10 protein-coding genes are annotated in these 23,389 nt (G+C 28.7%); 4 read left to right on the top strand and 6 right to left on the bottom strand.

Going from position 1 to position 23,389, the window contains the following annotated elements:
- Window positions 1-58: 58 nt before the first annotated feature.
- The 6 genes from AACQ14_RS01155 to AACQ14_RS01130 form a co-directional block, all read right to left on the bottom strand.
- On the bottom strand, window positions 59-694 hold the full coding sequence (locus AACQ14_RS01155; RefSeq protein ID WP_339361732.1) for a hypothetical protein: 636 nt from the start codon (window positions 692-694) through the stop codon (window positions 59-61).
- 97 nt (window positions 695-791) lie between these two features.
- Window positions 792-7,484 carry an RHS repeat-associated core domain-containing protein gene (locus tag AACQ14_RS01150; RefSeq protein ID WP_339361731.1) on the bottom strand — a complete coding sequence of 2,231 codons (6,693 nt, stop codon included), beginning with the start codon at window positions 7,482-7,484 and terminating at the stop codon, window positions 792-794.
- 18 nt (window positions 7,485-7,502) lie between these two features.
- Window positions 7,503-9,362, bottom strand: a complete 1,860-nt coding sequence (locus AACQ14_RS01145; RefSeq protein WP_339361730.1) for a Kelch repeat-containing protein — start codon at window positions 9,360-9,362, stop codon at window positions 7,503-7,505.
- 145 nt (window positions 9,363-9,507) lie between these two features.
- Complete coding sequence (locus AACQ14_RS01140; protein ID WP_339361729.1) at window positions 9,508-12,045, bottom strand: fibronectin type III domain-containing protein; 2,538 nt, start codon at window positions 12,043-12,045, stop codon at window positions 9,508-9,510.
- A gap of 21 nt (window positions 12,046-12,066) precedes the next feature.
- Window positions 12,067-15,816, bottom strand: a complete 3,750-nt coding sequence (locus tag AACQ14_RS01135; protein ID WP_339361728.1) for an RCC1 domain-containing protein — start codon at window positions 15,814-15,816, stop codon at window positions 12,067-12,069.
- 347 nt (window positions 15,817-16,163) lie between these two features.
- The gene (locus AACQ14_RS01130) at window positions 16,164-18,086 is read right to left on the bottom strand and encodes an ABC-F family ATP-binding cassette domain-containing protein (RefSeq protein ID WP_339361727.1); all 1,923 of its coding nucleotides are present in this window, start codon (window positions 18,084-18,086) and stop codon (window positions 16,164-16,166) included.
- 699 nt (window positions 18,087-18,785) lie between these two features.
- Between AACQ14_RS01130 and AACQ14_RS01125 the strand changes: the two genes are divergently transcribed.
- The 4 genes from AACQ14_RS01125 (at window position 18,786) to AACQ14_RS01110 (ending at window position 23,356) form a co-directional block, all read left to right on the top strand.
- On the top strand, window positions 18,786-20,198 hold the full coding sequence (locus tag AACQ14_RS01125) for a hypothetical protein (protein WP_339361726.1): 1,413 nt from the start codon (window positions 18,786-18,788) through the stop codon (window positions 20,196-20,198).
- A 19-nt stretch (window positions 20,199-20,217) separates the two neighbouring features.
- Window positions 20,218-20,535, top strand: a complete 318-nt coding sequence (locus tag AACQ14_RS01120; RefSeq protein ID WP_339361725.1) for a hypothetical protein — start codon at window positions 20,218-20,220, stop codon at window positions 20,533-20,535.
- A gap of 716 nt (window positions 20,536-21,251) precedes the next feature.
- Window positions 21,252-23,138, top strand: coding sequence for a hypothetical protein (locus AACQ14_RS01115; protein ID WP_339361724.1), 1,887 nt, complete (start codon window positions 21,252-21,254; stop codon window positions 23,136-23,138).
- A 14-nt stretch (window positions 23,139-23,152) separates the two neighbouring features.
- Complete coding sequence (locus AACQ14_RS01110; protein WP_339361723.1) at window positions 23,153-23,356, top strand: hypothetical protein; 204 nt, start codon at window positions 23,153-23,155, stop codon at window positions 23,354-23,356.
- The last annotated feature ends 33 nt before the right edge of the window (window positions 23,357-23,389 follow it).

Raw genomic sequence — 23,389 nt, 5'->3', positions numbered from 1 at the left:
ATGGATATGCATAGTAAAGAAATAAATCAATAGTCCTTTTTAATAATGGAATAAAATTTCAAGTTTTTCTATTTATCAATAAATATTTAAGCACATTATGTATACCTGCTAAAAGTGCTAAACTCATTATATATAATATTATTGTAAATGCAAATAAAGTATCCCTATCATTAAGGTTAGCAATAAAATACCTAGATATTAAAATACCTAAACCAGCAAAAAAGTACCCTGCGTTTTTTATTGTTTGGCTTTTTTTATGAAAATACCCTTTTTCTATTTGTTTTATTTTAGAAATAATCAAATATAAAATACTTATAAGATAAATACATATCATTGCTATAAATATTAATTTATTTAGATTGAGTTTATATAGCGTACTAAATGAACCGGCTAATAATAACAAAGAAATAATTATGGAAAATACTCCTCTATATAAAGCCCAATTTTTAATAAGCTGAGACTCATCAAGAAGAATCTTTTTAGTATAAAATACCAATAAAATGCTTGATAATATCATAAATGATATTATCATTATATTCAATAAACCATATACTCCGATAATAATTGTAACCCCAATATAAATACCTAATAATCCCTTAATGTTTTTTTTAATACCCTCGTTATCAATCTTAATATGCTCATAATTTATATAAGCATCTATTTTCTCTCTATCAATTTCTAAAAAATTTTTCATTAATCGCATATGATATAGGCTATACCATTTCTCCTTTCATTCTATAGTCTTAGCTCGTTATGCAACATTACATAACGAGCTAAATTTATTGTTTTATTTAAAAACCATATTGCCAAGTAAAGTTATATAGATTATGAATTGCAGCTTCTTTGCCAATTTCACTAGGACTTTTATCTTCAAACATATATGCATTAGTATCACTTATATAGTCAGAGTAACTATTAAACCAATGAGACGTTCCTTTTTTAGCCCATTCTGTAATGGAATGACCATTAATTTTTTGATTATTAATAAGATAATCTAGACCTAGAGAAGAGCCTATCCCTACGATTGCACCTGGTATACCACCTATGGAAGTACTAATCAAAGTATAAACTAAACTACCAGATTCTACAGAAGCAAACCCAAAGCTTATATCAACAGTTAAATCAGAAATAACATTTGAAGCCTCAGTACCGTTCTCAATATTTTGTTGCATATTCTTACCTGCTACTGTAAAAACTTGAAGCTTTGATAAATTTGTTCCTAAATTCTCAAATATTTTCAAATCCTTTATGACCTCAGCAACTCTTGTAGCTACTAATTTATTCCATTGTCCAATCCCAATATTATTAGGTCTTTTTGCACTTTTAAGTATCTCAGGAATATATGTTTGACCTAATTTAGAAACTGAATCTAATACCTTTGAAGTCATGTTTAAACCATCTTCTGCTGAATTAAGATAATCAGCTGTCGTATCACTATTTTTAGTTTTTTTACCACAATAACCACTCGGGTCTACTAAGTTAACAGGGTTATTCTGTACGTAGGAGTAAAGATTAAGCCCGTCGCCTCTAAAACTATCTTCTTGAATAAATCTCCCAATTGTAGGATTATAATATCTAGCTCTTAAATAATATTGACCTGTTACATTATCATATTGTTCACCAGCATAATTATATCTGTTAAGTACTAATGCCTCTTTTGAAGTTATGTTACCATATGCGTCATAGTTATATGCATTTAACATTTTACCTTCGCTATTAACAATGCTTGTTATATCTCCATGAACATTATGTAGATAGTAATTAATTTGGTTAGTATCATCTTTCGTAGCTATTTGTTGATATCCTCTTATGATATTTTGTCTAATTTCACCATAAGAATTATGCTCACTAACTACTTGTCCAGCATTATACACAAATCCTGTATATACACCATTTTCTTCAATTGCTTTTCTTAAGTTACCTACTGTATAATAATTAGTTTGATATTGTCCATCTGGTTTAGTAACGTTAATTAATCTATTATACGCATCATAATTATAATAAATTGTACCTGATTTTGAATTATTTTCATTGATCAAGTTACCATTTTTATCATATGAATATGTAGTTATTATATCATTTTCTATAGATTTTGTTAACTGGTTTAGATTATTATACTGATAGTTTGTAGTTATTTCTTTTACTATCGGTGAAGATTGTCCGTCTAATATAGATTCTTTTAATGTTCTTTTTTGTCTATTACCTGAAACATCATATGTATATTTTTCTTCTATATTATTTGGATAATTAACCTTAGTTAATTGATATAATTGGTCGTATTCATATTTTGTTGACTGTTGGTTTTCTAGTTTTTCTATAATATTGCCATTCAAATCATAGATATAATCATAAGTATTTAGAATCTTGTTACTATCCTTTTTGTGAGTAATTCTTGTAACTTGATTATCTTTATTATAATCATAATTAATACTTAATCCATTATTATAGGTAACAGCATCAAGTTGATTATCTTTATAATTGTAGGTTGCCAATGTACTAGTATTATCTTTTACTTCTTTTATCCTAGCTTGACTATCATAAGTATAATTTATAGCATTTCCTTGTATATCTGTTAGAGATTTTATTTGATTATTCGCATTATACTTATAGCTTAATATAATCTCATTGTTCATTATCTTATCTGTTATCAAACCGTTTTTATTATAATTATATCTCTCGATACCATTATTGGATATTGTTGCTTGTAACCTTCCGATTTGATTATATAGATAATATTGATCTTGATTCTTGCCTTCAACACTTTTTTGTATTAAATTATTATCCCTATTATATTTATAATGAATATCTTGTCCTGCTCTATCTGTTTCTTTTATGACTCTTGCTTCTAAGTCATATAAGTATTTTATTTCTTTACCTTGGGGATCAATTACTGTTTTTAACCTATTTTGACTATTATAAACGTATTTAGTCTTATTACCTTTTGGGTCAATGCTAGAAGTTACATTACCTGCATAATCATAAGTATATCTTGAAGAATTACCTTTTGCGTTAATAATTGTTTCTGCTCTTCCCCATAAATCTCTTACATATTTAGTTACATTGCCCTCTGCATCTGTGATAGTTATAATATTATCTTGGGCATCATAGGTATATGTTGTATTCTGTTTGCCTTTTTGTTTTAGTTCAGGTGTTGTTATAGCAATTAGCCTACCACCAATATCATAGGAGTACTCTGTTTTACATCTTGTATCGTCGTTAGCCGCAGATTGATATCCTTTTGGGTCTATTTGTTGTATGAGCTTGCCTTTAGCGTTATAGATATTTTTTTGTACAACCCTATTTTCTTCATCTCTAACAACCGTTAATCTTCCAAGATAGTCATAAGTATAAGAGACTGCTTTTCCATCATTAGTTTCTTCATTATAATTTTCTGGCTTGATTTCTTTAATAACATTGCCTTCTTCATCATACTTATAACAATATATGTTGCCCTCTTTATCTTTTTGTTTGATTAAATTATTTTGTAAATCATAAGCATATTCAATCACGCCTTCTGCATCAGTCTCTTTTATCAGATTTCCTGCCTTATCATATTCATAAGATGTTTCTCTGATAACCTTATCAGTACCTTTAGCATATGTAGTATTAATTATTTTATTTTTTATTTGGCTTATTCCTAATTTTTTGTAATTACTACTGTTATTATGGTCTAACCATTCACTTATATAGGTTAAATCATCTGTATCAACTTTTCCATCATTATTAGTATCATATTTGTACTGATAATTTGTATTGACTCCATTTTGACTTATTTGTTGTGCCGCTAATGTTAAGTCATTAATTTCAACCTTTTGATTTAGATTGAAATCAGGTCCCGTTATATCTAATCGTTGACCTGTTAATTCTGAAAAAGGTTTTACTTCTCCATTTTTATTTTTATAGGTACTTTCTTCTGTGAATGTCACATAACCTAAACCTATTATTTGACTCTTAGCTCGTAGCTTTATTTTTAGGATATCTGTTTTACCTATATTATATACTTCACTACTGGATATAGATATTTGACCTATAGTATTTGTGTTAATCTCTATACTTTCATTTTCTTTTTCGATTCCTTCTATATCAAATACCCTTGGGTCATATTTTATATTTAGGTTAATATCTGATATTTTTTCAGTAGTATCAATGTTTACATTATAAGTATATATATTATTCTCATATATTTTGTCTTTATGTGAATAGATATTAGCTTTTACATGTGTTTCATTCAACCAATCTTTTTCTACTTCTTCTTCTTTTTTTATGATTCTATTGTTTGCATCATATGTAAAAATAGTTTTATATCCTAGCGGAGTTTTTATCTGTGTTAAATTACCATTTTTATCATATGTATATTCTGTTATCGCTTCTTCTTTTTCATTAGTACTACCAATATCTTCACCATCTATAACTTGGATTTCCTTTATTATTCTCCCTAGCTTATCATATACATATTTTTTTATACTAAATACATCATCACTTATTTTTGTCTTTTGCTCTACTAATTGTGATTGATTATTATATTTGTACTGTATATTAGCTCCTGATGAATCTGTTACCTTAATTACTTGGTTATTTTTATTATAACTATAATTAATAATATTATATTCTTCAGCATTACCATCTTTTAAAACATAATCTTTAGATTTATATTCTTTTATTACTCTACCTAGTAAATCATATTTATATCTGGTTTGCCTATATAATACTTTACCCTTTTCTTCCTTTAATGGTTCTTGTTTTACTAATAACCAACCTGCATCATTGTTTTTGTATAATGTTTCATAACCATCACAATCAACAATCTTAATAATATTACCAACTTCATCATAGATATTTTTACTTATTGTATTTCCGTCTTTATCTTTAATAGCTACTATTCTATTCAATGAATCGTAAGTATAACTTATACCTTCTCCATCATCTGTTGTCTCATTATAGTTATTAGCTGTAATAGATTTTAAAACATTACCTAATGGGTCATATTTAATTGTAGCTTGTGCTCCAGAAGGATTTATAGTTTTTATCAATCTTTTGTTAGTATCGTATACAAAGCTCTTTCCTTCTCCGTCATCTTTTACGTCATCATATGTATTTGGATTAATTACTTTAGCTAAATTACCTGCATTATCGTATTTATTAGCGTATATATTACCTAATGGATCAATAGTTTTTATTATTTTATCCATGTCATTATACTTATAGGTTGTTCCTATACCATCATCGGAAGAAATATCATATTGATTAGGCTTTATTGATTTAATTAAATTCCCCATCTTATCATATTTCATTCTAGTAATATTACCATTTTGATCAATTACTTTCGTAATATTATTTAGATGATCGTATTCATATGTTAATGTACTATTATCTTTGGTAACTGTTTTAACCCGATTTCCATTATCATATGTATAATTTGTAATATTACCTTCTGGGTCAATGACCTTTATAGGTAGAGGACTATAATCATTATATTGATATGATGTTGTATAGCCTAATGGATTAGTACTTGATAATCTTCTTCCTGTATCATCATATGAAAATGTTGTAACTGCTTTTGTGTTTTCATCTAATTGTTTTTCAATTTCAGTTAAATTATTTCTTGCATCATAAGTATAATTTTCCTCTACACCATTGGGTCTAGTAATTCTAGTTACATTGTCGTTTTCATCATAATCTAACTTAGTTTCATAATTATGAGGTTCTGGAGATATTGTTTTAACAATATTATTCCTATCATCATAAATAAAGGTCGTAACATACCCATTTCTATTCCTTGATGTTTTTTTATTACCTTTTTCATCATAAGTATATTCTTCATAGGTACTGTCTTCATATATTTTTTTTGTAATATAACATCTTTTATTATATTGATATCTTATTTTCTCTCCAGTTTTTACATTATGATAATAATTTTCTTTTGTTATAATATTATAATCATAATTAATCTCTCCACCATTACCATCAGTTTGTCTTATTACTCGTCCAAATTCATCATAATCATTGGTTATATATACTTTTCCATTCTTATCTGTGATTGATTTTATTTTATTACCCTCATATGTATACTTCGTATATGCACCAGCATCATCAATTACTTTTTCTATTAAATTATTATTATACGTATATGTAATACTTCTTCCTAAAGAATCCGTTATTTTTATAATCTTACCTTGGTCATAAGTTATATTAATATATTTACCAAGAGCTCCTTTTACTTGAATCAATTGGTTTTGTGAGTTATATATTAAGCTAACTTCATTACCTTGTATATCTTTTATCTTAGAAAGTTTTTTATTAATGTTATAAAAATATTTAGTTTTATTTTTTAATATTAATGTATAGGTTCCATCATCTTCTTTAATTAATTGGTCATAGAAACCTGGTAAAGCTTCATACTCATTTTTATCTTTATTATATATATATACCCCAGTTCTTCCATTTGGATATATAACCTTTAAATTATTATTTCCTTCCATTTCTTGAATATAGCTTTCATAATTAAATCTCCATGATTGTCCAAGAATTCCCTGCCTCTCATCTTGAGCATTGTAGTATCTTGTTGCATTAATACTCATACCAAGATCTAATAACTCTAAATCAGTATCAGTAGAAAATGAATTACCTGTTATAATATTTACAGGATCACTAACAAACTGTTCTGATGAATCATTACCATGATTTGATTCTTTCATTTCTTTTGTTTTGTATTGAACTTTATATATAGCTTCATATATATGCTCATATTCTATTGATTTTATTGTCCCTTTATAATATCCAATATTATTTTTTGTTGTACCTTCAACTTGCTTTAACTTTTTCTCGATTGTATAATATTTTCCCTCCCATTCATCTATTATTGAATAACTACCATCAGAATTATTCTTTCTTTCAGTTTTTAATCGTTTTGCACTTTCTTTTATGTATATGTTATCATTTTTATCTTTGAAAATATCATGATCATTAGTATTATCCCATGAGTAAGTGACCCCAAGATATTTCCCTTTGGCATCATAATATTTAGTGGATATATTTATTTTTGTTATGTATTTTCTTTCATAATAACATACTAAGTGTTTTCCGTATTTGATTTCACTATCAGTACTTTGTAGGGTTAGTTCGCCTGAATATATTTCATTACCTATTTCTTCAGAATAAGTATACGTATCCGATGGTTCTTCTAAACCAAAATCAATTCTAACGCTTTTTTCTAATGTTTTCTCTATTTCTTTTTCATCAATGATTCTTGGTTTATTTTTGTTTTTTCTCTTACCAATTCCTTCTAAATCTTCATCTGTAAATTTTCTTTCATCAGTAAATGAACTTAAATCTGTTGATCTATATACTTCTTCTTTTTCAGTTATTTCACAAAAATCGACATCTAAAAGTCCAGCATAAACACAATTTGTACCAATAACTGCTACATTAGTTAGAATTACTAACATAGCTATAATCTTAATTTTAATTATTATATCTTTTTTCATAGAGTTTACCTCACATATTTAGTATAATGATGGGATGTCTAAGTCATATATCTCTGATATGTCTATTATATGTCCAACGGAATCAACCAAATTTATTTTATCTACATTTATTTTTGTATTATCTAAGGTTCGTAGATTAAGTGTAATTCTATAAACATTGACTAAATCATTATTTTGTGCTTTATTTCCTGTTAAAGATAAATTAAGATAGATTCGTCCTGTTTTTTCATCTAAATTAATATATTGATAAGGATTTTCTTCTAAATAAATAAGCTGATTAATACCATTAGCTGTTATGTCTATTTCTTCTTTATCATAGGTACATTCTATTTCAGCTGAATAAATATCATTGATATTTTTAGTCATAATATATAAATCAATTGATTCATAATTCTCTTCGTCTTTAATTCTTTCACCAATATAAGCATATGATGAAGGTTTATCATTATATTTAATGTATGTTTTATAAGAACTCCATTGTGATATGCCCTTTTCAGTGATTGATCTTACTCTGAAATAGTATTTTTTATTTATTTTAATATCTTTTTCAGTATAAAAATTATTGAATCCATTTTGCACTTTTACACCATTAATTTCAACTTCATATAAAGTCTCGTCTTCTACTTTATCCCATGTAAGAAGAATATCATTTCCAACTTCTTGAGTATTTAAATTATATGGAGCTTCATCTTTTTTTACATATGCTTTTTCTACAATATTAAGAGGAACTGCTTCATTAGTTCCACCTATTACATAAAGATTTTCATCTATAACAGCAACTCCTGAAGCATATCTTTCGTTTTTTAGAGTCGTTTGATGAATGAATTTATTATTATTAGGATTATAGAGCTCTATGGTATTAAAAGGTATGGTATTATATCCGCCCACTATCATTATTTGATTATTAAGTAAAGTAGTATTAAACGAATACCTTGGTATAGGCATCTGTCCTTTTCTTTCCCATGTATCAGTATCTATATCATATACTTCTACATCTCCTAAAACGAAACCATTATATCCTCCCATAACATATATTTTGTTATCATATACAATAGCATCCATTAGGCTTCTTTTTGTTGGCATAGACTTTATAGTTGTCCATGAATTCGTCTTAGTATCATATACTTCTACCACATCTAACACTTTTTGTTGGCTATTATAACCACCTATTACATAGATTTTATTATTATATTGTACTGCAGTTGCCCCACTTCTTTTGGTTGGCATAGATTTAACTTGTTCCCATGAATCCTTTTCCAAATCATAAACATCTACAGTATTTAATTCTTTTTCTTGGTTATTATATCCTCCAATAATATATATTTTGTTATTATGAGCTACAACACATGGCTGCATTCTATTGGTTGGTATAGTTGTTTTTATTTCCCACATTTTTTGTACTGGATCATATTCTTCTATTGTACTTATATAACCATCACCATATCCACCTACTATATATATTTTATTATTAAGTGTTACTGTTCCAAAACCATATCTTGGTTGTATTAATTCTTTACTACTTTTCATGATGTTTATATGTTGTAATTTGGGATTAGCTGTTTTTTGAGTTATTATAGAACTCCATTCATTTCTACCATTTTCATTTAATGCTCTGACTCTATAATTATGAGTTGTTAATGGCATTAGATTTTCATGCTCAAATATGGTGTATTGACTATTATCTATTACTACTCCATCTACTTCTATTTCATATTGCTTACAATCATCTACCTCATCCCATGATAATACAATCTTATTATCGTTAGAGGTTGCTTGAATATTTGTTGGAACTGATGGAAGTGAAGCTCCTTTAACAAATAAGCATGAATTTAAAACTATCAAAAAAGTCAATAGTATAAGATATCTTATCTTTTTCATTTATTTTCCTCCTTGCAAATCTAGAGCAATTATTTAATTCTACTTATATAGTTAAGTAAGTACATGTTATCAATTACTAAAATCATTAAGAGAGAACTCATTAACATATTATCAACATATATGTTAATGAATCCATCTTTTTATCTTAATTAGATTGTACTTCTTTTACATCAATTGCCATTATTGAGTCAAATAAAATATATTTTTTACTACTTTTATATGCACCATATCTATTCTTTGCTATTAATGTGAAATATGGTAAACCTTTTTTAACAGTATTATCTTGATACCAACTCATAAATTTAACTAGTTGACTGTGAGTTATGACATATTCTTTAGTTGAACCATTTTTCATTGTTAATGATAAGAGTATTTTTTGCTCTATATTATCTTTTACTACAACTCTTACTTGTTCGGAAGTTTCACTTTCACCTTGTTCATTTACAGCTATTATTTTATAAAAATATGTTTTGTCAGATTCAGCAGTCACATCTTTATAAGATATACCTTTTACATTTTCAATTACATTATATGTACCATCTTCAGTCTCAGAACGCATAACATTATAACTTACTGCATGATTAGCTGTATCCCATGTGAGATATACATTATTTTCTTTTACTTTGGTGATTATATTTATAGGTTTTTCTGGTAATACCTGTCCAGGTGTACCTTGTATTTCTTCACTATTATTACTGATACCTATAGAGTTATTAGCTGTTATCACATAATAATATGTTGTACCAAAAATCAAGCCTGAATCACTAAATGATGTGTCTGTTGTATTTTCCAATATTGTTTCATAAGGTCCGCCCGCTGTTTCGGAACGTTTTATAGTGTAACTACTTGCATTATATATTGGATTCCAAGATAAGTTTATTCCATTTTGTTGTGATTTTGCTGTTAATCCTGTAGGTGTTTGTGGTAATTTTGCACTTGGTATAACACTAGCTTCTAATGAATTATTACTTTCTCCACCTTTGTTAACTGCTGATACAACATAGTAATACTCTGTTCCATTAATAACTCCAGTATCAGTGTATTGTAAATCCACTATATCTTCTTGGATAACTGTGTAAGGACCACTTGGTGAAGTGGAACGTTTTATTTTATAGCTGTCTGCATTATCTACTTTATTCCATTTAATATTAACTCTTGTATCTTGAGAAATAGCATTTACACCTTGTGGTGTGTTTGGGGAGGTTTGGGTAAATTCGTATTTTATTAATTCTCCGGTATTTGCTAATGTTTTTTCTGAAAAAAATGCAAAATTAGTATTCTTTCTTAGTTTTAAATTGTTTTCATAATCATAGGATAAAGCTGTAAAAAAAGTCACTTTTTTAGGGGCATAATCATTACCTGTCCATAGATTAATTTTTGATATTCCAATGTTATCATCTAGTTTTAAAATAAATCTAGCCCATTGCCCATTGCCAAGTTGACTACCTATATACTTCGTATCATTATTATCATGTAAATTACCATATCTATAGTAATGATTCTCTTTTTTATAAATTCTACTTTCTGGATCATAGTCTATTGGAGTATTAAAGCATGCAGTTTGAGAAACTCTATAATTTATAATATCATCGTTATTATCCAATATATTCAATTCATAAAGTCTACTAGAATTATATGTAGTATTATTTGATTCAAATAATTCCATTATAACAAACATACATTTTGTTGTTTTCGCAGATACTGTTCCCAAATCTATAATATTACCTAAAAGGTCTTGAGCTTCTACTTTATAATAATATGTCTTTTGATTGTCAACAGTTTTGTCAGTATATCTGGTTGTTAAAATATTGCCTTCAATAACATTAAACGGACCAGTTTGATATTCTGCTCGCTTAATCATATAGCTTTTGACACTTGCTACAGAATTCCATTGTAAACTAACTTCTTTATCTTTACCTTGTGCCTCTAAACCTGATCTTAAAATTTCATATTTTGTATTGTTAGCATTAGTGAAAATTACTTCACCAAAAGTTTGTGGATTTTTAGAATATGATGTTTCAATAGTCTCATAAAAATTGGCTCTAATACCATATCCATTAAAGCTAATTTTTTTTATACCGATATGTGGTTTTAATTTTAAACCAATACGAGTTGTTGGTATATAATCTGAATTATAAGTATTTGAATTTGCTGAATTTAAAAACACTCCATCATTTTTAATAGCTGAAACCCAATTATAATATGAACCTCTAATTGTTGGATCATTAAATGATCCCTCATCAAAATAAATTTTATTATCTTTTTCGTCAAATAATTCTAACTTAGCGATTGATGAATTAAAACCATATATCTCAATCCATAAGTAATTTGATTTTGATGGCGTTGCTTCCACAATTTCAGACTCTTGTCCTTTTCCCTCAGCATTTTTAGCTATAACTTTATAATAATAAGTTTTTGCATTTTCGAGTTCTGTATCTTCATATGTATTCTCTAATAAGTTATCTTCAATAACAGTATAATTTCCCAATCTTGTTTCTGCTCTTTTTACTATATAACTAGTAGCATTAGAAATTGTAGACCATCTTAATTTTACCCCACCGTCTAAAGATTGAGTTTCGTATACTCTTACTTTTGAAGGTACAGTAGCATGTGTATCTATACTTACAATACTTACTAGTAGTACTAAAAGAAGCACTTGACTAATTATCTTTTTTATATTCATTGTACTTTCCACCTCATCCTTCTATTTCTGCATATAAACTTTATATTCATTGAGTTGATAATATAAAATAGTATTAAATCCTATATAATCTTTACTGTTTTCAAAAACGTCTTCTTTTTCTTGATTAAATAAGGTAAAAAATGGACTTCCAATTCCATTAGCTCTATTTAAATACCAGTTTATGAATTTAACAGCTGTAGATGTATCTACATCATATTCTTTTTGCATACCGTTATTAAGTACTACAAGTAAAATATATCTTTTATCTACAGAATCTTTTACAAGAGCTGATACCGGTTCTGTTTCTGGGCTTTCACCTAGACTTTTAACAGCAGATATAACATAGTAGTATAATTTATTTTCTTTTATACTGTTATCAACATAGTTTGTTCCTGTTATACCTTCACTTAATACCGTATAAGGACCATCTAAATTCTCTGAACGTTTTATTTTATATACATCTGTATTAGATACTGGATCCCATGATAATTTTATTTCTTTATCTACTACTTGTATGATTACATTATTAGGCTTTTGAATTCCTGGTACAGCTTCTTTCTCAATAGATGGCTCACTTTCACCTTTTTCGTTTTTAGCAATTATAATGTAGTAGTATGATGTTCCATTATTTAATCCTAACTCAGTATAGGTTGTTTTTGTTAAATTATTAGCTACTATTGTATAAGGTCCTCCTGAAGTAGTTGCTTTCTTGACTATATAGCTATCTGCATTAACAATTTTATTCCATGTCAAATTAACTCTTTTATCTGCTGTAGATACGTTAATCCCTGTTGGTGAATTAGGTTTTGTTATATCTGGTAGTGATATTACTTCAGTTGAATTTGCACTTTCTCCTTTGGTATTAACTGCAGATACTACATAATAGTAGCTTGTTCCATTAGTTAAACCAGTATCTTTATAAGTAGTACCAGTGATGTTATTAGCTACTAATGTGTATGGTCCGCCTGAAGTTGTTGCTCTTTTTATTTTGTAAGTAAAAGCTCCATTTGTATTGGACCATGTTAGATTGACAGATTCATTACTGCTCTCAGCTATTAAGTTCGTAGGTATTGCTGGTGGTCCATTTAATGGTATAACAGATATTTCATCTGAATTTGCACTTTCTCCTACTTCATTCTTTGCCAGAACTACATAGAAATATGTTTTTCCATTATTTAATCCTGTATCAGTGTAAGTCGTTGTTGTAATATCTGTTGCTATTGTTTGGTAATTGCTTTCTGATATTGACTTTCTTCTTATAATATAACTGTCTGCATCTGAAACACTACCCCATCTTAATTTAATCGACAAGTCATTACTTATAGCACTTAAGTTAGTTGGAGCTAATGGTTTACTATTAGGTACAGCTGAAACTTGTGCTGAATTATCACTTTCTCCAGCTTTATTTTTTGCAACAATTATATAATAATAGGTAGTACCATTAGTTAAATTTGTATCTGTATAGTTTAACGTAGTAATATTAGATGCTACAGCTGTATATCCATCATCTAATGTTGTACTTCTTTTTATTATGTAGCTTTCTGCTCCTGTTACTTTATCCCAATTTAATACTACTCTTTTATTATCTCCTGTGGCATTTACATTGGTTGGAGCTGTTGGTACTGTTATTGGTTCTTTTGGTTTTGCTGTAACTTCTGTTGAGTTTCCACTTTCTCCTGCTTCATTTTTTGATACAACTACATAGTAATATGTGGTTCCGTTACTTACTCCTTCATCTGTATAAGTTGTTTCTGTTATGTTATCTGCTACAACTGTATATTCACTTCCTGATGTTGTACTTCTTTTTATTATGTAGCTTTCTGCTCCTGTTACTTTATCCCAATTTAATACTACTCTTTTATTATCTCCTGTGGCATTTACATTGGTTGGAGCTGTTGGTACTGTTATTGGTTCTTTTGGTTTTGCTGTAACTTCTGTTGCGTTTCCACTTTCTCCTGCTTCATTTTTTGATACAACTACATAGTAATATGTGGTTCCGTTACTTACTCCTTCATCTGTATAAGTTGTTTCTGTTATGTTATCTGCTACAACTGTATATTCACTTCCTGATATTGTACTTCTTTTTATTATGTAACTTTCTGCTCCTGTTACACTATCCCAACTTAATTTTATAGTATGACTCGCACTTGTTGTACTCACATTAGTTGGTATTGTAGGCACTATTGTCTTAAATGTTGCTGATACTTCTGATGAATCGATTGATATACCATTATTAACAGCACTTACCACATAATAGTAGGTTTTACCATTAACAACATTCTTATCTATGAAAGTTGTTGATGTTATATTTTCAGCTAATATTGTATATTCTCCCCCTGAAGTTGTTGCTCTTTTAACTGTATAATTAATAGCATTTAAAGCTGTTAACCATGAAAGATTAATATTACTAATTTTTGGTATAACTGATATATTTTGTGGTTGTTGTGGATAATTAGGTGCATACAACGCATAAATATATGTTGGATTCAACACACTTCTTGCATTTATCCCATTTCCTAATTCTCCCCAATAATTTGATCCCCATCCCAATACGGTTCCATTTCTTTTAATTGCTATAGCATTATCACTTCCTACTGCTATTTTTATAACATCTGTTAGTATTTGTACTGGGATAGCCTTTTCTTTTTTTGTTCCGTCTCCTAGCTGCCCATAACTATTTATACCCCAAGCCCATACTGTTCCATCATTTCTTAGTGCTATACAGTAATCACTCCCTATTTGCACAGATTTAATATCCAATAAATTTTTTACTTGTACAGGTATAATCCTATCACCAGTTAATGTTCCATCTCCTAATTGACCATTGCCGTTTCCTCCCCAAGCCCATACTGTTCCATCATTTTTTAGTGCTATATTATGATACATATCAGCAGCAATAGTTTTTACATTTGTTAGTATTTCTGTTTGCACTGGAGTTAACCTATCTGTTGTTGTTCCATCTCCTAATTGTCCTTGATCATTTTTTCCCCAGCCCCAAACTGTTCCATCATTTTTCAGTGCTATACTATGAAACCAATTAATGACAATACTTTTTACATTTGTTAACTCTTTTATTTGCATTGGTATTAACCTATCTGTTGTTGTTCCATCTCCTAATTCTCCATTTTCATTTTTTCCCCAACCCCAAACTGTTCCATCATATTTTAGTGCTATATTGCGATACCAATTTACAGCAATAGTTTTTACGCCTGTTAATCCTTTTATTTGCACTGGAGTTAGTCTATCTATTCTTGTTCCATCTCCTAATTGTCCATTATTATTCGCTCCCCAAGCCCATACCGTTCCATCATTTTTTAGTGCTATAGTATGACTACCTCCAGCAATAATGTTTTTAATATTCGTTAATCTTTTTATTTGTATTGGTATTAACCTATTTGTTGTTGTACCATCCCCTAATTGTCCATGATGATTAGCTCCCCAAGCCCATACTGTTCCATCATTCTTTAGTACAAAGGTATAACCATCACCATCAATGATAGTTTCAATATTCGTTAAGCCTATTACTTGAACTGGATAATTTTTACCTATTGTTGTTCCATCTCCCAATTTTCCATCATGATTAGCTCCCCAAGCCCATACTGTTCCATCATTTTTTAGTGCGATGGTATGGTTACTTCTAAGAACATAATCAATGTATCCTTCTGCTAAATCTTGTGCATATACATTTATATTTATTTTAAATTTACTATATAATATAACACATATAACGATATATATAATAACACTGAAATTTTTTCTTATTATTTTCATAATTTAATCCTCCTCTAAATTAATCAACTAGATCTACTATTACTTACTTTTTAGTTAAATATTTTAGCAACTTTACTTTGATACGTAATTCAATAATTTTACTATTTTAAATACAATTATTCTTATTATATTCTAAAATACATTTATCCATATTATTCCTATTTATATACTGTAACTAAATTGCAGTTAACGTCATTTTTCACACCTCCATAAAAATATCTCCTCTTATATAAGGCACACAATCAATAAAAAGTTACAAAAAAAAGTAACAAATTATTAATTCGTCACTTTCTATAACTTCACTGTAGACTATTGTCGTTTTTTAGTATAATTTATCTATATATAAATTATCTCTCCTTATAATCCGCTATCCTCTCCGCCAATTCATTCAAATACTCCCACCTATCCATCAACTCCACCAACTTACTCTCCAACTTCTCTTTTTCTTCAGTAAGTTCCTGTAACCTCACAAAATCACTGCCACCCTTACCTATCTCTTCTTCCACCTTACTTATTTTATCCTCAACTTTTTCAATCTTACCATCAATCTCCTCATATTCTATCTTCTCTTTGTAACTAAACTTAGGAGCTCTTTCTCTTTGCTTATAGTTAGATTTTGTATTTTCTTTTTCTTTATTATTAACTTTTACATTCTCTTCATTACTATCCATAACATTAGGATTAATCTTGATATAATTAGTATAATTTCCTGTAAACTGTTTAACCTCACCATTGCCCATGAAAACAAATAATTTATCACATATCTTATCCAAGAAATACCTATCATGAGATACTGTAATAACTACACCCTTAAAGTTCTCAATATATTCCTCTAGAATAGTAAGTGTTTGTACATCAAGGTCATTAGTAGGCTCATCTAGTAGAAGTACGTTAGGATTCTGCATCAATACTCTAAGCAGGTACAATCTTCTCTTTTCCCCACCTGATAAACGATTAATAAAAGTATATTGCATTTCTTTTGTAAACAAGAACCTTTCTAACATCTGTGAAGCTGTTATTTTATAATTATCTCCAGCAGTTATATATTCTGCAACTTCTTTAATATACTCAATAACCTTAAGGCTTTCATCCATTTCAAGATTTTCTTGTGAGTAATAACCGATAACTACTGTTTCACCTATATCTATACTTCCATTATCAGGGGTTAGTCTACCGTCAATCATATTAAGTAATGTTGATTTTCCTATTCCATTAGCACCTATAATACCTACTCTATCATCTCTAAGAACTGTATAGTCAAAATCCTTTAATACAGTATTACTATCAAAACTCTTAGATACATTATGGATATCAATAATTTTCTTACCTAGTCTTCTTGACCCCACTGTAATATCCATATTCTGCTGTCTTAAATCAACTTTTTGTTCTTTTAGTTGTTCAAATCTATCTATTCTAGCTTTTTGTTTGGTAGACCTAGCTCTTGCTCCTCTTCTTATCCATTCTAGTTCATTTCTAAATATATTTCTTCTTTTTAATTCTTTATTAATGACTTCTTGCTCTCGTTCGGCTTTCTTTTCTAGATATAAACTATAATTTCCTATATAGGAATATAACCCGCCTTGGTCCAGCTCCAGAATTCTGTTGGTAACTCTATCAAGAAAATATCTATCATGTGTAATCATTAATAATGCACCCTTACGATTATTAAGATAATCTTCCAGCCATTCAATCAAAGTATCATCAATATGGTTTGTGGGCTCATCTAGAATAAGTAAATCTGATGGTTGAATTAAGGCGGCTGCTAAAACAACTCTTTTTCTTTGTCCACCTGATAAAATCCCCATTTTTGACTCAAAGTCTCGTATACCAAGCTTAGTTAGAATGCTTTTAGCTTCACTTTCCATTTTCCAAGCATCGTAAGAATCCATGTCACTATTAAGTTTTGTTAATCTTTCTTGTAATTTAACATTATCGTATTCTTTTTCTAATTTCTGGACTACTAGCTCATATTCCCTTATAAGTTTCATTTCTTTACTATCACCTTGAAAAATCTGTTCAAGTACTGTAGATTCGTTATCAAAGTCAGGATTCTGGGATAGGTATTGAATTTTTACGTCTCTGCCAGTAACTACTTTTCCTTCATCAAGAGATTCTATACCTACTAAAGTCTTTAGTAATGTGGATTTTCCTGTACCATTAACGCCTATTAAACCTATTTTTTCATTATCATCAATACCAAATGTAATATTTTCAAATAAAGTTTTCTCTGAGTAACTTTTAGAGAGATTTTCTGCGGACAATATATTCATGTTTAAACCTACCTATCTATAATTTATTTATGGGTTAATATTAAATATTTGTAATTTAATTTTTCTCAATATATTTATATTAGATTATACCATAATCGTTTAGATATACTCAACTATGTAAGTTTGTGTTAGTTTAATTGAACTAACGGATATGATGTGAGTGTAATATGGTTCTTCGTAAAATGGATCATATTACACTTTTTTTCTTGTTTATTTCAATATTATTATGTTGTAATTATGCACAAATTTCAACCAAATTTCATCTTTTATTTTGTTATTTTTTAATTTTACATGCATTTTATCCCATCAAACGTGCAGTTCGTTAGGATTTGTTGAAAAATATTTTTTATAGTATTAACATTATGGTATATGAGTATATTAAATATTTTAAACATACATAATATTTAACAACTTATTTATTGGTAATATATCTACTTTTAAAAGATTTAATGTTGTTTTTATTATGTATGCTTATTAAAACTAGAATTTTATAAAATATTATGATAATATGGAGGTGAGATTATTTCTGATTTAACAATATGCTACCAAGAATTAAGTGAAAATGAAAGTAGAGTAAAAAGTATTGCATCTAATGTTGACAATGTAAAAGACCATTTTAATTCTATACGTAATTCAATGGACTGGGATATTAAATCACGAAATAGTATAGATAGTACTATGAGGAATCTATATCATGAATTGAGTAAACTTGAGGATGAAATCTTCAGGTTAGGAGATTTTATAAACTCCTCAGGACAAGCATATAGTCAAGCTGAAAATAGTATTAGTAAGTTAGTTGGTTTAGATAATCTTACTATTAATTCTTCTATAGGTAGCAATGAGAATTCTAATTCTGCTACAGGTAACTATCCTTTTAAGAATTTTGATTTTAGTTCTAATATAAAACATTTACTTAATTTTTTCAGTATAATAGGACAAATCACTGCTGACTTTATGAGACATGAATTTCCAATAACAGAACTTAATTATATCAAACAATTTTATTTAGACAATGGTATAAAAATTAATAATATATCTAGTGACTATATAGCAAAATCAATAGTGACTGATAAAAATCCCGTACTTATACAATCTACTGCTGACCCGATGGTTCAATCTTATTTAACTCAAATTATTAAAGATTTACCTGCTTTAGATAATTGTCTTAATAGGGCTCCTTACAGTGAAGAAGGTAGATTAGAACAAATTAAGGAATATCTCAGAAACCAAGGTTATGATGTACCTTATACTGGTGGACTTGAACCAAAAATGTTTAATACACTAAATTATCTACGAGGTTCTAATCAGTATGTTTTTGAAAAGATAACAAGTACAAATACACAGTTAGTCAACAATAATGAGACCGATGAAGATGAAGGCTGGTTTTCATGGGTAGATGATGTAGGTGATTGGATTGGAGACAGAGCTCAAGATGTTAGTGATTGGTATGTTGACAATCATATAGGTGAATATCTATATACTGGAGTAGAGATTGTAGGTGGTGTTGCTACAACTGTTGTATCCGCAGGAGGGATATTCTTTTCATCAGGTACTGCAGTACCTGCTTATGTATCATTAGCCCATGGTATTAATTCTGTATATAATGGTATTCAAGATTTTAAACATATAAATAACAATGATTTTAAAAGCGTAGGGTCTGAAAATTTATTTAGAGATCATGTTTACAAACCAACTGGAAAAATGGTTGGCTCACTTATAGGTGAAACAGTTGATATCGGTAATATGGTTTTAGGAAATGAAACTAATTATAGTGAAAGTGGAGGTAAACTGGGTGAATCTATTGGTGAACTAGGCTATTACGGCGTTGATATCTTTGGTGGTGCTTCTGGTATTAAATCTTCTGTAAATGCTATGAGAACTAAAGTTACACATTTAACTAGTACGTATTATTATGCTGGTAATGATATTATAGGTTACACGAGAATGAATGATATTAAACTAATAGACCGTCCTTCTAATATTGCAAGATTATATGAAGCTACCTCAATACTCTTAAATTCTTCTGGTATATTTTATAACCTAAAATCTTTAAAAAATGATTATATTGATAATGAACCTGATGACATAAATTACGATACACAATTAAATTAAATAGTCAAAGGATGGAAAAATGAAAAACGATAATCGTGAATTCAAAATACTGGCTAGGAAAAAATACTGGATTATTATTTTCTCAATATCATTTGTTTTAGTACTACTTTTAACAGTGATGGAATTAATAATAGGTAATGAAGTTATGATTCAAGAAAAATTATATATGTTTATCTCTTTGGTATTTTGTATATTTATTATTACATTATTAGTAAGTCTGATTAGATATACAATAAGGGATTTTAGAGAATCCAATAAAAAAGGAAAGTTATTTATTGTTATCTTACTTATTCTCTTCACATTAAAAGCTATAATGGAAATATTAAAGTCTAGATAATTATAATTACATAATTAAAATAAAGGAGCTGGCTCATAGCCAGCTTCTTTCAACGTAATATTTACATAGTCTAATTTTATTAACTTTTACTCTTCTGAGTTACTTTAATTTGACTGACGGATATGATGTGAGTGTAATATGGTTCATTTTACTTCGCCTTACTCCTGAAGGATCGGTCTTCGTAAAATGAACCATATTACACTTTTCTTTGCTTGTTGATTTCAATATTATTATGTTGTAATTATGCATAAATTCCAACTGACTTTCAGCTCTTATTTTGTTATATTTTAATTTTACATGCATTTTATCCCATCAAACGTGCAGTTCGTCAGGATTTGTTGAAAAATATTTTTTATAGTATTAACATTATGGTATGTGAGTATATTAAATATTATAAATTTACATAATATTTTACAGCATTATGATATTTGATTGATATTTAGTTTTATTTCAAGTAGTAATTCTTTTATTAACTTCATCTTGTTGACTTATTATAACTAGAATTTTATAAAACATTATGATAATATGGAGGTGAGATTATATCCGAATTAACAATACACTACCAAGAATTAAGTCGAAATGAAAGTAGAGTAAAAAGTATTGCATCTAATGTTGACAATGTAAAAGACAATTTTAATTCTATACGTAATTCGTTGGACTGGGATATTAAATCACGGAACAGTATAGATAGTACTATGAGGAATCTATATCATGAATTGAGTAAACTTGAGGATGAAATCTTCAGGTTAGGAGATTTTATAAATTCATCAGGACAAGCATATAGTCAAGCTGAAGATAGTATTAGTAAGTTAGTTGGTTTAGACAATCTTACTATTAATTCTTCTATAAGTAGCAATAAAAATCCTAATTCTCCTATGGGTAACTATCCTTTCAAAGGTTTTGATTTCAGTTCAAGCATAAAACATTTACTTGACTTTTTCCGTAAGATAGGTCAGGCAACTATTGATTTTTTTGTATTAGATGACCCAAGAAATGCTCTAAAAACAGCTGATAGTTTTATTGATATAAAGCCTTGTACAGGTATTGCTTACAGGGCTGGATTACCTTCTTATAATAATATACTTATTGAGACTGGTGATTTTAATATAACAGGCAATGACCCTCTTATTAATAAATATGAAGGAAAATATACTGCAGTTGATAAAACTAATGATTTTGAATCAGTATTCTCTAATGTATGGAATAATATCTGGTCTCATATTAAAAAGATAGGTGAGTTTTTTGCTCCTGTTTATGAAAATCTGAAAGATTTAGCTATAAAACATCAAGAAGCTATGAAGGAATTACCTAATGATATAGCTACGCTAGATTATGAACCGTGGATGAGTACATTAAATACTTTTCCTGATTCAGAAGATAAGTACAGGTGTGCAATTAGTAATATTCCATCTTATAAAGAGGCTGGGCATGCTATGGTACTAGGATGGATGGCAACTGACCCAAGCAGCAGAGGGATCAATCCTAAGTATTACCCACAACTATTGGCTACCCTTATGGTATATAAAGATAAGGAAGCATTAACTTTAGAGCAGATAGATGCTAAATATCTTGAGATTTATAATCGTAACGAGGAAGCTATAAGAAGGGCAGAAGAAAAGGAAAAAGAAGAGAACAGCAGTGTTTTAGATACAGCTTTAGAATGGACACATACAGTACTTGATATAGTTGGATGGGTACCATTTTGTGGTGATGTATGTGATTTAATTAATGCTGGATTGTACTTATTACAGAATGATTTTGTGAATGTTGCTCTATCATGTATAGCTTTTATACCAGCTATTGGACAAGGAATAAAAGGAATACTTAAAAAGATATTTAACGCAGGTGATGACGCTAAGGCTATAGCTAAGATATTATCTAAAATAGATAATCCAAAAGCTATTATAGAGAAAATTAAAAAAGCTTGTACTCATATGATTTCATGGTTAAAGAACTTACCTAATTCCATTGATAATCTCCTTGATAGTCCTTTTATTAGTAAGATGCTAGGAGGAGCCAAAAAAGGTGTAAGTAAGATTATTGATGGTATATCATCTATGTTGGATAAGTTTACTACCAAGATACAAGATACTATCGATAATGTAGTAGAGAAGATTGAGAAGAAATTTACTAAGAATTTAGATGATATTATTAATCCAAAAGTTGTGGATGAAATAATCTCCACCGAAAAAGGGTTAAGACCAGATCCTTCAACTTATATGCCAAAACAATATATTGATAAACATTTAGCAAAGTTTGATGATGGTGTAACTAAAATAACTTGGCAAGCACCAAATAGACCAGTTGGACCTCCTAGTGGAACTTTTGTAATGCCAAAATCAGTTGCTGATGATTTAATTGCTAAATCAGGAGGAGATGTATCTAAACTAGAGCAATTATTAAGCCTTGAACCAGGTACATTAGGCAATACACCTGTTCGTGTAGATATTGATAACCCAACAGGTTTAAGAATGCCAAGTGGAAATGAGTTTGGTGCTAATGATCAATGGATACCAGGTGGTTTTACCGGTGGTGGCATACCAGAGGCTACAATTGATCAGGTACCATTAGATAAAATAACTGTTACAAACTTATTTAATTAAAGGAGCGTGAATATATGAAAGTCATATTCTCTGATTACGGAATAGATATTAGTGAAGAAAATGGTCATTATTACATAACATTTGATGAAGGTGGATTTGCTATTCAAATGAAGACATATGAAATAACAAAATCAGATGCTGAAAAAGCTAAATTAAGCGCTAATGATTCTTATCAAGTAGTAATAAAATATCAGAATAAAGAAAAGAAACATAATTGAAACTTTTTCTAATAAAGGAGCTGGCATAGCCAG

It is taken from the genome of Vallitalea maricola (assembly GCF_036985595.1).
GTDB lineage: Bacteria > Bacillota > Clostridia > Lachnospirales > Vallitaleaceae > Vallitalea > Vallitalea maricola.
This window is presented reverse-complemented; position numbering and strand designations above follow the sequence as displayed.

Coding starts and splice junctions, on each gene's coding strand:
- AACQ14_RS01150 (WP_339361731.1), bottom strand. CDS start 7,484: ATGAAAAAAGATATAATAATTAAAATTAAGATTATAGCTATGTTAGTA.
- AACQ14_RS01145 (WP_339361730.1), bottom strand. CDS start 9,362: ATGAAAAAGATAAGATATCTTATACTATTGACTTTTTTGATAGTTTTA.
- AACQ14_RS01140 (WP_339361729.1), bottom strand. CDS start 12,045: ATGAATATAAAAAAGATAATTAGTCAAGTGCTTCTTTTAGTACTACTA.
- AACQ14_RS01110 (WP_339361723.1), top strand. CDS start 23,153: ATGAAAGTCATATTCTCTGATTACGGAATAGATATTAGTGAAGAAAAT.
- AACQ14_RS01130 (WP_339361727.1), bottom strand. CDS start 18,086: ATGAATATATTGTCCGCAGAAAATCTCTCTAAAAGTTACTCAGAGAAA.
- AACQ14_RS01155 (WP_339361732.1), bottom strand. CDS start 694: ATGAAAAATTTTTTAGAAATTGATAGAGAGAAAATAGATGCTTATATA.
- AACQ14_RS01135 (WP_339361728.1), bottom strand. CDS start 15,816: ATGAAAATAATAAGAAAAAATTTCAGTGTTATTATATATATCGTTATA.
- AACQ14_RS01120 (WP_339361725.1), top strand. CDS start 20,218: ATGAAAAACGATAATCGTGAATTCAAAATACTGGCTAGGAAAAAATAC.